A 12430-nucleotide genomic window follows, 5' to 3' on the forward strand; every position below is an offset into this window, starting at 1 on the left:
CCATGGAGTCCGGGACGCAGGCACCGCCCGACAGTCGGGCCGAGGGGCTCGACCCACGCGCCGAGGAGCGGATGCGGCGACGCTTCGCCCGGCGCCAGTGGGCGCGGCGCTGGGGCGTGTGGCGTCCGCTCCTGGCGCTCCTGCTGGTCGCAGTCCTGGCCGGCGTCGGTGTCTGGCTGGTCTGGTTCTCCGACGTCCTGTCGGTCGAGGAGGTGACCGTCTCCGGGACCGACCACCTCACCTCGGCCGAGGTGCGCCGTGCCGCCGACGTCCCGATGGGTCGCCCCCTGGCCCGGCTCGACCTGGTCGGCATCGAGAGCCGGGTCGAGTCCCTGGCGCCGGTGGCCGAGGCCCGGGTCGAGCGCACCTGGCCCCGTGGCGTCAGGGTCGTCGTGACCGAACGGCGCTCGGTGGCCGTGGTCGAGATCGGTGGGCGCGTGCGCGGCATGGATGCCGACGGCGTCGTCTTCCGCGACTACGCCAAGGCTCCCAAGGGCCTGCCCCGCGTCCGGGTCGTCGGCTCGGTCGACCGCGAGGTGCTCCAGGAGGCGGCGACCGTGCTCTCGGCCATGCCGGCCGACCTGGCCAAGGTCGTGCGCCGGGTCGACGTGGAGACGATCGACCACATCTCGCTGGTGCTGCGTGGTGACCGCACCGTGCTGTGGGGGAGCGGGGAGTTCTCCGAGGACAAGGCGGCCGTGCTCGCCGCCCTGCTGGAGGCCCAGGACGCGAGGTCGTACGACGTCAGTGTGCCGGGGCAGCCCGTCGTCAAGAACTGACGCGCGCATTCCTTTGCTTTTCTCGCGACACGCGGCGTGTCCCGTCGATGACGGCGCGCACGGCTGCCTACTGTCGTCATCAACACGAGGTTGACATAACTATAACCCTCAGGCTCACGGTTAGGGTTCCGCGGGCCGAGGGGAAGCGTCAGCCCCTGACCGACTTTCCGAAGCAGAAGAGACACCTGGGTACCGGTGGCAGGACCGGACCCGAACAGAAGGGCGTGGACCGTGGCAGCAGCCCAGAACTACCTGGCGATCATCAAGGTCGTCGGCATCGGCGGAGGCGGCGTCAACGCCGTCAACCGCATGATCGAGGTCGGCCTCAAGGGCGTCGAGTTCATCGCCATCAACACCGACGCGCAGGCGTTGCTGATGAGTGACGCCGACGTGAAGCTCGACATCGGCCGTGAGCTCACCCGTGGTCTCGGCGCCGGGGCGCAGCCCGAGGTGGGCGCCAAGGCCGCCGAGGACCACGCGGACGAGATCGAGGAGGTGCTCAAGGGCGCCGACATGGTCTTCGTGACCGCTGGTGAGGGCGGTGGCACCGGTACCGGTGGCGCGCCCGTCGTGGCTCGCATCGCCCGCTCGCTGGGCGCCCTGACGATCGGTGTGGTCACCCGCCCGTTCGCCTTCGAGGGTCGCCGTCGCGCCAACTCCGCGGAGGAGGGCATCAGCCGCCTGCGCGAGGAGGTCGACACCCTCATCGTCATCCCCAACGACCGGCTGCTGTCGATCAGCGACCGCAACGTCTCGATCCTCGACGCCTTCAAGCAGGCTGACCAGGTCCTCCTGCAGGGTGTCTCGGGCATCACCGACCTGATCACCACCCCGGGCCTGATCAACCTTGACTTCGCGGACGTGAAGTCCGTCATGGCCAACGCCGGCTCCGCCCTCATGGGCATCGGCTCCGCCCGTGGCGAGGACCGCGCCGTCGCCGCGGCCGAGATGGCCGTCTCCAGCCCGCTGCTCGAGGCCTCCATCGAGGGTGCCCACGGCGTCCTGCTCTCCATCGCCGGTGGCTCGGACCTCGGTCTCTTCGAGATCAACGAGGCCGCGGCGCTCGTCTCCGAGGCAGCGCACGAGGAGGCCAACATCATCTTCGGTGCCACCATCGACGACGCCCTCGGTGACGAGGTGCGCGTGACGGTCATCGCGGCCGGCTTCGACGGCGGCATGCCGAAGCGCCGCGAGAACGCCTCGGGCCTCAATCGCCCGGTGCAGTCGCAGGCGGAGACCCGTCAGGCCGCGCAGCAGATCGCCCAGTCCCACCAGGGCAACCAGTCCCACCAGGGCAACCAGGGCAACCAGGGCAACCAGGGCAACCAGGGAGGTCAGTCCACCCAGGCGCCCGCCTCGCGTCCGGCGGCCCCGGCGCAGCCCGCCCCGGCCAGCCAGACGCCTCCGCCCGCCGAGCGTCCCCGCGTCCAGCGCAAGGTCGAGTTCGACGACGACGACCTGGACGTCCCCGACTTCCTGAAGTGAGCCCCACCTTGTTCTCCGCACGGAGGACGTGGACGGTGGAGTCGACCTCGACGACGGTGGAGGTCGCCTTCACCGACGCGTCCGTCGACTTCGCCGAAGGGCCCGGGCGCGACCCCGACCGTCTGGCCGACGCGCTCGACCGCGTGGCCGACGCGGTCGGGGTGCCGGTCGTCCGGATGAGCCAGGTGCACGGTCGTGACGTCGCCGTCGTCTCCCACGGCGACGACGTGCCCACGGCCGACGTCCTGGTTACCGCCACGCCGGGGCTCGCGCTCATGACGCGAGCCGCCGACTGCGTGCCCGTCGTCCTGGCCGCCCCTGCCGCGGGCCTGGTGGCCGCGGTGCACGCGGGGCGGGAGGGCGTCGTACGCGGTGCGGTGCCGGCCGCCGTCGAGGTCATGCGCGCCGAGGCGGTCACGGACCCGGGGGAGATCCGTGCCTGGATCGGCCCCCACGTCTGCGGCGCCTGCTACGAGGTGCCCGCGGCGATGCGTGACGAGGTCGCCGAGGTGGCGCCGGCGACGAGGTCCCAGACCTCGTGGGGCACTCCCTCCCTCGACCTCGGGGCAGGCGTTCGCGCGCAGCTCGACGCGCTCGGCGTCGTCCACGAGACCGTCGGCGGGTGCACGTACGAGGACGAGTCGCTGTGGTCGCACCGTCGCGGTGGCGCCGAGGCGGGTCGCCTGGCCGGGCTCGTGTGGGTGGCGCCATGACGGCGCGCGTCGACGAGCTGCGGGCCGGACTGGCCACGGTGCGCGAGCGGATCGCCCGGGCCTGCCGGGCGGTCGACCGGGCGCCCGACGAGGTCAGCCTGGTCGTGGTCACCAAGTACTTCCCGGCCAGCGACGTACGCCTGCTCGCCGAGCTCGGCGTCACCGACGTGGGGGAGAACCGGCACCAGGAGGCGGAGGCCAAGGCGCACGAGTGCGCCGACCTCGGCCTGCGCTGGCACTTCATCGGTGGCCTGCAGAGCAACAAGGCCGCTGCGGTGGGCGCCTACGCCCACGTGGTGGAGTCCGTCGACCGGACCAAGCTGGTGGCGCCGCTCTCCCGTGGTGCGGCCGGCCGACCGGAGCCGGTCGAGGTGCTCCTCCAGGTGAGCCTCGACCCACCCGGCGCCGCCCACCGGTCCGGTGCGCCGGTCGCCGACCTGGCTGCCCTGGCCGACGCGGTGGCCGACGCCGAGCACCTGCGGCTGGCAGGGCTCATGGCGGTGGCGCCGCTGGGGGCGGACCCTGACGCCGCCTTCGCCCGTCTGGCCGAGGTGTGCCAGGACGTCCTCACCCGGCACCCGGAGGCACGCGTGCTCTCCGCCGGGATGAGTGGTGACCTCGAGCAGGCGATCGCCCACGGCGCGACACACGTACGCGTCGGCTCGGCGATCCTCGGTCCGAGGCCAGTGATCTTGTAATGTCAAAATTCAATGGGTCGCCCATCGCGGGCGACACGATGTACCGGAGGAATGGCTCATGAGCGGCGCGATGCGCAGGATCGGCGAGTACCTCGGCCTGCTCGAGGACACCGGTCGGTACGACGACTACGCGGACGACGGCGCCGCGGACACCGAGACGACCATGGCTGGCCCGGTGGAGGACCGCCGCCCCGCCCCGGTCTCCGACCTGGCCGAGCGCCGCCGTCCGGCGCCGGTCCCGACCCCGACGACGGTGACTGAATTGAGCAGGATCACGACGCTCCACCCGCGTACCTACAACGAGGCTCGTACGGTCGGTGAGAACTTCCGAGAGGGTGTCCCGGTCATCATGAACCTCTCGGACATGGACGATGCCGACGCCAAGCGCCTGGTCGACTTCGCGGCCGGCCTGGTCTTCGCCACCCGTGGCAGCATCGAGCGGATCACCAACAAGGTGTTCCTGCTCTCGCCGCCCAACGTCACCGTCTCGACGGAGGAGAAGGAGCGCCTCGTCGAAGGCGGCTTCTTCAACCAGAGCTGAGAATGACTGCTGTCGGATCGGTCCTGTACGCGATCGTCTGGATCTTCCTGATCCTGCTGATCATCCGCCTGGTGGTCGACTGGGTCCAGGTCTTCGCGAGGTCGTGGGTCCCGAAGGGGCCCCTGCTGGTGGCGCTCGAGGGCGTCTACACCGCGACGGACCCGCCCATCAAGCTCGTACGCCGCTGGGTGCCCATCGTGCGCATCGGGCAGGTCGGCCTGGACCTGAGCTTCATGCTCGTGTTCATCGCCTGCTGGCTGCTGCTCAGCGTCATCAGTGGCGTCTTCGCCCTGTGAGCGTACTGTGATTCATGCCGCACGCCGCGCTGCGGCGTGACGGGCGGAAACCCCCGCAAGTCGTCCATCTGGACGCACCAGCCACATGGGTGCTGCACCACGCGTCGAGAACTGGCGCTATTGTTCCCACAGTCAGAACCATAAGTTTGTCGATGAAGAGATTGGGTGAGGTCATGCCGCTGACGCCTGAGGACGTGAGCAACAAGCGCTTTACTCCTGTCCGGCTCCGTGAGGGCTACGACATGGGTGAGGTCGACCAGTTCCTGGACGAGGTCGAGGCGGAGCTCGCTCGGTTGACCAAGGAGAACGACGACCTGCGCGCCAAGCTCGCTGCGGCGCAGAACGCGGCCCCCGCGACCCCGACGCCGTACGCGATCCAGGCCGTCGAGCCGGAGCCGGAGCCGGAGCCCGTCGCTCCCGAGCCGGTCTACGCCCCGGAGCCTGTGGCGCCCGTCGTCGCCGCCCAGCCGCCGGCGCAGGAGACCCTCCGCGTCGAGACCGTCGCCGAGGCCTCCAACGCCGCTGCGCGACTGCTGGAGATCGCCACGCGCAACGCCGACGAGCTCGTCGACAGCGCCAAGAACGAGGCCGACCGCATCGTCGGCGAGGCCCGCACCAAGGCCGAGCGCCTCGAGTCCGAGTCGAAGGGCAAGGCCGACCGCCTCGAGGCCGAGGCCCGTCAGCGTGCCCAGATGCTCGACGCCGAGACCGCCGAGCGTCGTACGCAGATGTTCGGTGCGCTCGAGACCGAGCGCGACAAGCTCAACGGTGAGGTCGAGACCCTGCGCTCGTTCGAGCGTGAGTACCGCTCGCGCCTGAAGACCTACTTCACCCAGCAGCTCGAGGCGCTCGAGGGCACCGCAAGCCTGGAGAACCCCTCGACGGGCGAGGCGCCGGCACCCAAGCGCCTGCGCTCGATCCTGGGCGACGACGAGGGCTGAGGCTCCACCACAAGGTTCTGAAGCAGCGGCCGGTCCCGTAGGGGGCCGGCCGCTGAGTCGTGCCCGGAGGTGTGTCGCGGTCCAGGCCGGTGAGGGGTCGCCACGCCGTACCGAGGATTGAGTGATTTGGTCCGACGCACTAACGTGCGTCGCAGCCCGTGTGGCCCTCGCCACGCCGGATCGTTCGAAGGGGGAGTGCGCGATGGTCCCGACCACCCGCAAGAGCGTGACCACCAAGAAGGTTCCCACCGCGGAGTCCGCGGCGGCCCTGGCCGTCAAGGACGGCGAGACCAGCTGGAGCTCGGAGGAGCTCGACGAGGTGCTGGTCGACCTGCACGAGCACCGCGACCGCCTGGTGAAGATGATGGACGTCCAGGAGCGGGAGCTCACGGGCCTCATGAAGGACGCCGGAGACGGTGCCGGCCACGACCAGGCCGACGTCGGCGCGACCAGCTTCGAGCGCGACCACGAGCTGACCCTGATGAACAACGAGCGGGAGATGCTCGCGCAGATCGACCGCGCGCTGGCCCGGATCGAGGCCGGCACCTACGGGGTCTGTGAGTCGTGCGGTGAGCCCATCGGCAAGATGAGGGTCATGGCCTTCCCGCGTGCGACACTGTGCCTGTCATGCAAGCAGCGCGAGGAGCGTCGCTGACCCCAGCGACAGCACGACGGGTCTCTCCGTCCCCCACTGGTCCCTGTTCGCGACGGTCGCCGTCATCGGATACCTGGTCGACCAGCTGACCAAGGCGTGGGCGCTGGAGACGCTCGACGACCGGATCATCGGCGTGATCGGTGACTGGTTCACCCTGCGCCTGGTCTTCAACCCGGGCGCGGCGTTCAGCACCGGGGCCGAGTTCACGATCGTGTTCACGTGCCTGTCGACGGCGGCTGCCGTCACGGTGCTGTTCCTCTCCCGCCGGGTGGCGAGCAAGGTCTGGGCCGTCGGCCTGGGTGCGTTGCTGGCCGGCGTTCTGGGCAACCTGACCGACCGGGTGTTCCGCGAGCCGGAGCCGTTCCACGGGCACGTGATCGACTTCCTGAGCTTCGGGGACTTCCCGGTCTTCAACGTCGCCGACGTGCTCATCAACGTGGCGGCCGGCGTGATCATCCTGCAGAGCCTGCGGGGCGTCTCCCTCGACGGGAGCCGCGACGGCGATGACGACACCCCCGACGACCCCGACGGTGCCGACGAGGCGTCCGACGACGCCGACGCGAGCGAGGAGAACCCATGACCGACCGTGCCGACCACCGCACCGTGCTGATCCCCGAGGGGTTGGCGGGGGAGCGTGTCGACGCGGCGATGGCACGCATGTTCGGGCTCTCACGCACCCGCTCGGCCGACCTCATCGCCGGTGGCCTCGTCCACCTCGACGGGGCGCAGGTCTCGAAGAGCGAGCGGGTCCACCCCGGCGCGATGCTGGAGGTCGTGATCCCGGTGGAGAGCGACCCGCTGGCGGTCGTGCCCGAGCTGGTCGAGGGCATCAAGATCATCCACGACGACGACGCCATCGTCGTGATCGACAAGCCCGTGGGCGTCGCCGTCCACCCGAGCCCCGGCTGGTCCGGCCCGACCGTGGTCGGTCACCTCGCCGGCGCCGGCTTCCGGATCTCGACCTCCGGCGCGTCCGAGCGCCAGGGCATCGTCCAGCGCCTGGACGTCGGCACCTCCGGCGTCATGGTGATCTGCAAGTCCGAGCGTGCCTACTCGGTGCTCAAGAACGCGTTCCGCCACCGCACGGTCGACAAGACCTACCACGCGTTGGTCCAGGGCCACCCGGACCCGCTGGAGGGCACGGTGGACGCCCCGATCGGGCGTCACCCCAAGTTCGACTACAAGTTCGCGGTGATGGCCGACGGCCGCCACAGCGTCACCCACTACGAGACGCTGGAGGCGCACCGCTTCGCCAGCCTGCTCGAGATCCACCTGGAGACCGGCCGCACCCACCAGATCCGGGTGCACATGTCGGCCCTCAAGCCCCCGTGCGTGGGGGACATCACCTACGGCGCCGACCCCACGCTGGCGCGACGCGTCGGGCTGGAGCGGCAGTGGCTGCACGCGGTCAAGCTCGGCTTCGAGCACCCCGAGTCCGGTTGAGTACGTCGAGTAGAGTCGACCTACCCCGACGACCTGGCGCACGCCCTCGACGTCATCCGTGACGCGCACTGACCCGACCCCGGCCCGTTGACGCTCCGCCCCGCGACGAGGGACGACCTGGCGGCGATGGTCGAGGTGCACCTGGCGGCGCGTGCCGCCGCGCCCATGCCGCCGGCCGCCGGCGGGCGTGACGTCGTACGCGAGGGGCTGGCCTCGGCGGACGAGGACGAGCTGTGGGTCGCCGAGGCTGAGCTCGCCACCGGCGCCGCTGTGGTGGCGTACGTCCGCTTCGTGCGCCCGACGCCCGGCGGGTGGGCTGGCTCGACGACCTGTACGTCTCTCCCCGGGCCGCGGGACAGGGTGCGCACCGCCCTGCTCGACCTGGTGAAGGCGGCGTTGCCGGACGGGTTCGGCCTGTGGGCCTTCGCCTCGAACCGGCCTGCCCGCGTCTTCTACGCCGACCGCGGTCTGGTGGAGGTCGAGCAGGTCGCGGCCCACGAGTCGCCGACCGGGGAGGCCGAGGTACGCCTGGAGTGGGCCGGGTCACCCGGTGGCTGAGACCGAAGGGCCCTGTCGAGTGCCAGCTGTCGGCGCGCTCGCCTAGTCTTGGATCTCCGAGCTCCGCCGGTGCGCGGAGCTCGACCCTCGTCCCTCTCGACCCCGTCGCACGTCGTGCGTCGGAGGCGCCCCTCGGAAGGAGCCACCGAACCCCTCATGTCGGTCGCCAACGACTCGTTCGCCCACCTGCACGTCCACACCGAGTACTCCATGCTGGACGGCGCCTCCTTGCTCGACGGGCTCTTCTCCCGCGTCGCCAACCTGGGCATGACGTCGATCGCGATGACTGACCACGGCAACCTGCACGGCGCCTACGACTTCTGGAAGAAGGCGAACAAGTACGGCGTGAAGCCGATCATCGGCATCGAGGCCTACCTGACGCCCGGCACGCCGCGCCAGGAGCGTCGCCGCGTGAAGTGGGTCGTGGCGGGGCTGCCGAGGAGGGTGGCGACGACGTCGCCGGTGGCGGCGCCTACACCCACATGACGATGTGGGCCGAGGACACCCCCGGCATGCACAACCTCTTCCGGCTGTCGTCGCGCTCGAGCCTCGAGGGCTACTTCTACAAGCCCCGCATGGACAAGGAGATCCTCGCCGAGCACAGCAAGGGCCTCATCGTCTCCACGGGCTGCCCCTCCGGCGCGATCCAGACCCGGTTGCGCCTCGGGCAGTACGAGGAGGCGGTGCGCGAGGCCGGCGAGCTGCAGGACATCTTCGGCAAGGACAACGTCTTCCTCGAGCTGATGGACCACGGCATCTCGATCGAGAAGCGGGTCCGTGACGACCTGCTCCGCCTGGGCAAGGAGATGGGCCTCCCGCCCATCGCCACCAACGACTCGCACTACAACAACCCCGAGGACGCCGACGCCCACGACGCCCTGATCTGCGTGGCCTCCGGCAAGAGGCTCGCCGACCCCAACCGCCTCAAGTTCGACGGCGGTGGCTACTACATCAAGTCCGCCGCCGAGATGCGGGCGCTGTGGGCCGACCAGTTCGGCATGCCCGAGGCCTGCGACAACACCCTGCTCATCGCGGAGCGCTGCAACATCGAGTTCACCGAGTCCACCGGTGGCTACATGGCGCGCGCCCAGATCCCCGCGGACGAGACCGAGGAGTCGTGGTTCCGCAAGGAGGTGTGGCGCGGCATCGAGATGCGCTACCCGGGCGAGCGGCTCACCCAGGAGGTGAAGGAACGCGTCGAGATGGAGCTCGGCGTCGTGGCCCAGAAGGGCTACTGCGGCTACTTCCTGGTGGTCGCCGACTTCATCCAGTGGTCCAAGGACAACGGCATCCGCGTCGGCCCCGGCCGTGGTTCCGGTGCAGGCTCGATCGCTGCGTACGCCCTGCGCATCACCGACCTCGACGACCCGCTCGAGCACGGCCTCTTCTTCGAGCGCTTCCTCAACCCCGAGCGCCCGTCGATGCCTGACTTCGACATCGACTTCGACGACGCCCGCCGCGGTGAGGTGATCCAGTACGTCACCGAGAAGTACGGCGCCGAGCGCGTCGCCCAGATCGCGACCTTCGGCCGGTTGAAGGCGAAGGCGGCGATCAAGGACGCCGCCCGCGTCCTCGACCACGGCTTCGCCATCGGCGACCGGATCACCAAGGCCCTGCCGGCCGACGTGATGGGCAAGGGCGTCCCGCTCAAGGAGCTCTTCAACGAGCAGCACAAGCGCTACGGCGAGGGCGGCGAGTTCCGTGCCCTCTTCGAGCAGGACCACGACGTCCGCACGATCTACAACACCGCGGTCGGCCTCGAGGGCCAGATCCGCAACTGGGGCGTGCACGCAGCAGGCGTGATCATGTCCAGCGAGCCGCTGATCGACATCGTCCCGATCATGGCGCGCCCGCAGGACGGCGCCGTCATCACCCAGTTCGACTACCCGATGTGCGAGTCGCTGGGCCTGGTCAAGATGGACTTCCTCGGACTGTCCAACCTCCGCATCCTCGAGGACGCGGTCGCCAACATCCGCGCCAACCGCGAGATCGACGTGGTCCTGGAGGACCTCCCGTTCGACGACCGGGCGACGTACGAGCTGATGGGCCGCGGCGACACGCTCGGCGTCTTCCAGCTCGATGGTGGCGGCATGCGGGCCCTGCTCCGCTCGCTGCTGCCCGACCAGTTCGCCGACATCACGGCCGTCTCGGCGCTCTACCGCCCCGGCCCGATGGGTGCGGACTCGCACAACAAGTACGCCCGGCGCAAGAACGGGCGCGAGCCGATCGAGCCGATCCACCCCGCGCTGGCCGAGGCCCTCGAGCCGGTGCTGGGGGAGACGTACGGCCTGATCGTCTACCAGGAGCAGGTCATGGCGATCGCCCAGGTGCTCGCCGGCTTCACCCTCGGTGCCGCAGACAACCTGCGTCGCGCCATGGGCAAGAAGAAGAAGGAGGAGCTGGACAAGCAGTACGCCGGCTTCCAGGCCGGCATGCTCGAGCGGGGCTACCCGCAGGACGCCATCGACACGCTGTGGGAGATCCTGCTCCCGTTCTCCGACTACGCGTTCAACAAGTCGCACTCCGCCGCCTACGGCGTCATCACGTACTGGACCGCCTACCTCAAGGCCAACTACCCGACCGAGTACATGGCCGCCCTCCTGACGTCCGTCAAGGACGACAAGGACAAGATGGCGATCTACCTCAACGAGTGCCGCCGGATGAAGATCCAGGTGCTGCCGCCCGACGTCAACGAGTCCTCCTCCAACTTCACCGCGGTCGGCAAGGACATCCGCTTCGGCCTCACCGCGATCCGCAACGTCGGCGCCAACGTGGTTGACGGGATCATCGAGGGGCGCACGTCGCAGGGCCGGTACGCCGACTTCAACGACTTCATGGCCAAGGTGCCGCCGCTGGTCTGCAACAAGCGCGTCATCGACTCGCTGATCAAGGCCGGGGCCTTCGACGACATGAAGCACCGCCGCCGCCGCGCTCCAGGTGATCCACGAGTCGGCGGTCGACCAGTACGTCGACATCAAGCGCAACGAGGCGATCGGCCAGGACTCCCTCTTCGCCGGTCTGATGGACGAGGACGACACCGGCGGCTTCGGCGTGACGGTCGCCATCCCGAGATCGACGAGTGGGACAAGATGACCCTGCTCGGCCACGAGCGGGAGATGCTCGGTCTATACGTCTCCGACCACCCGCTGATGGGCCTGGAGCACGTGCTCTCCAACGGCACCGACTGCACGATCGGCCAGCTGCTCACCGACGAGGACCGGGCCCACGGGACCACGGTCACCGTCTCGGGCCTGGTCACCCAGGTGCAGCGCAAGATCACCAAGCGCGGTGACGCCTGGGCGACGCTGACCCTGGAGGACCTCGAGGGTGGCATCGAGGTGCTCCTCTTCCCGAGCGCCTACCAGCTCGCGGCGCCGCACCTGATGCAGGACGCGATCATCCGGGTGAAGGGCCAGCTCTCCCGCGACAAGGAGCAGCCCGAGCTGCGCGGGCAGGAGGTCACCGTCCCCGACCTGAGCGACGGCCCCAGCGGCCCGGTCGTCGTGTCGTTGCCCGCCACGCGCTGCACCCAGCCCGTGGTCGAGTCGTTGCGCGACGTGCTCTCCGCCCACCCCGGCATGACGGAGGTGCACCTGCGGCTGATGTCGCGCTCCTCGACGACGGTGATGAAGCTGGACGACCGGTTGCGGGTGACGCCCACCTCGGCCCTCTTCGCCGACCTCAAGCAGCTCCTGGGGCCCCAGTGCCTGGGCCAGTGATCACCCAGGACGGTCAGCCGGCCGGAGCCCCCGCGGCCACCGACTCCTCGCACCCGGGGGAGACGGCCGGCAGGCGCGCGCTGGTCCTCCTCGGTCTGCTGGGCGCAGGTGCCGTCCTCGGCGCGCTGCTGGGCGCCGTGTGGGAGCTCGTCTGGACCCCGCCGACCGGTGCGGCCTGGAAGGGCGAGTTCTTCCTGGACCGTGCGGGACTGGTCAACGACGTCGACGCGACCGGCTGGTTCACCGTGGTCGGCCTGGTCGGAGGCGTGGTCTTCGGTGGCCTGGCCGCCAGGTTCGTGCGCTCCGCGCCCCTGCTCGTGCTGGTCGGCATCCTCCTCGGCGCCTTCGTCATGGCCTGGGTCATGTACGTCGTCGGCCACGTCCTCGGTCCGCCGGACCCCGACGTCGTCGCCCGGACCACCGGTGACTGGGAGCCGATCATCTCCGACCTGCGTCTCGCGGGCGTCGAGCACACCTGGTGGCCCTTCGGCTCGACCGCCACCCTCGCGCCCGCAGTGGGCGCGATGATCAGCGTCGTCGGCATCTACTTCGGCGGGGTCCGGCGCCCACACCGGTGACCGCGTGGTCCCCGGTTCTGCCCC

General features: G+C 70.1%; 13 protein-coding genes and 1 pseudogene. All 14 read left to right on the top strand.

What is annotated here, in order from left to right:
- The first annotated feature begins 2 nt into the window (after window positions 1–2).
- The 14 genes and pseudogenes from E2C04_RS06990 (at window position 3) to E2C04_RS07050 (ending at window position 12406) form a co-directional block, all read left to right on the top strand.
- Window positions 3–779 (top strand): cell division protein FtsQ/DivIB, encoded by a 777-nt coding sequence (locus tag E2C04_RS06990; protein WP_135832070.1) that lies wholly within the window; start codon window positions 3–5, stop codon window positions 777–779.
- A 231-nt stretch (window positions 780–1010) separates the two neighbouring features.
- Entirely contained in the window at window positions 1011–2264 is a 1254-nt protein-coding gene (ftsZ, locus tag E2C04_RS06995; RefSeq protein WP_135832071.1) for a cell division protein FtsZ, read from the top strand.
- Complete coding sequence (locus E2C04_RS07000) at window positions 2261–2977, top strand: purine nucleoside phosphorylase YfiH/LACC1 family protein (protein WP_229721501.1); 717 nt, start codon at window positions 2261–2263, stop codon at window positions 2975–2977. Before ftsZ ends, E2C04_RS07000 begins: the two co-directional genes overlap by 4 nt.
- Entirely contained in the window at window positions 2974–3675 is a 702-nt protein-coding gene (locus E2C04_RS07005; protein ID WP_135832072.1) for a YggS family pyridoxal phosphate-dependent enzyme, read from the top strand. Before E2C04_RS07000 ends, E2C04_RS07005 begins: the two co-directional genes overlap by 4 nt.
- 58 nt (window positions 3676–3733) lie before the next feature.
- The gene (locus tag E2C04_RS07010) at window positions 3734–4216 is read left to right on the top strand and encodes a cell division protein SepF (protein WP_135832073.1); all 483 of its coding nucleotides are present in this window, start codon (window positions 3734–3736) and stop codon (window positions 4214–4216) included.
- A gap of 2 nt (window positions 4217–4218) precedes the next feature.
- Window positions 4219–4512 (top strand): YggT family protein, encoded by a 294-nt coding sequence (locus E2C04_RS07015; protein ID WP_135832074.1) that lies wholly within the window; start codon window positions 4219–4221, stop codon window positions 4510–4512.
- A 173-nt stretch (window positions 4513–4685) separates the two neighbouring features.
- Window positions 4686–5453: a DivIVA domain-containing protein gene (locus tag E2C04_RS20775; protein ID WP_135832075.1), complete on the top strand. Its 768-nt coding sequence runs from the start codon at window positions 4686–4688 to the stop codon at window positions 5451–5453.
- A 202-nt stretch (window positions 5454–5655) separates the two neighbouring features.
- On the top strand, window positions 5656–6108 hold the full coding sequence (locus tag E2C04_RS07025) for a TraR/DksA family transcriptional regulator (RefSeq protein ID WP_135832076.1): 453 nt from the start codon (window positions 5656–5658) through the stop codon (window positions 6106–6108).
- Window positions 6062–6688 (top strand): signal peptidase II, encoded by a 627-nt coding sequence (gene lspA / locus E2C04_RS07030; RefSeq protein ID WP_135832077.1) that lies wholly within the window; start codon window positions 6062–6064, stop codon window positions 6686–6688. Before E2C04_RS07025 ends, lspA begins: the two co-directional genes overlap by 47 nt.
- Window positions 6685–7623 (top strand): annotated as a pseudogene (locus E2C04_RS07035) (RluA family pseudouridine synthase). Before lspA ends, E2C04_RS07035 begins: the two are co-directional and overlap by 4 nt.
- A gap of 15 nt (window positions 7624–7638) precedes the next feature.
- Window positions 7639–8109: a GNAT family N-acetyltransferase gene (locus E2C04_RS07040; protein ID WP_135832078.1), complete on the top strand. Its 471-nt coding sequence runs from the start codon at window positions 7639–7641 to the stop codon at window positions 8107–8109.
- A 156-nt stretch (window positions 8110–8265) separates the two neighbouring features.
- Window positions 8266–8595 (top strand): PHP domain-containing protein, encoded by a 330-nt coding sequence (locus E2C04_RS20780; RefSeq protein ID WP_275106567.1) that lies wholly within the window; start codon window positions 8266–8268, stop codon window positions 8593–8595.
- Entirely contained in the window at window positions 8526–11828 is a 3303-nt protein-coding gene (gene dnaE, locus E2C04_RS07045; RefSeq protein ID WP_275106568.1) for a DNA polymerase III subunit alpha, read from the top strand. Before E2C04_RS20780 ends, dnaE begins: the two co-directional genes overlap by 70 nt.
- Entirely contained in the window at window positions 11825–12406 is a 582-nt protein-coding gene (locus tag E2C04_RS07050; protein WP_135832079.1) for a hypothetical protein, read from the top strand. The genes dnaE and E2C04_RS07050 overlap by 4 nt, the downstream gene beginning before the upstream one ends.
- Window positions 12407–12430: the final 24 nt, after the last annotated feature.

It is taken from the genome of Nocardioides daphniae (genome assembly GCF_004777465.1).
Classification (GTDB): Bacteria; Actinomycetota; Actinomycetes; order Propionibacteriales; family Nocardioidaceae; genus Nocardioides; species Nocardioides daphniae.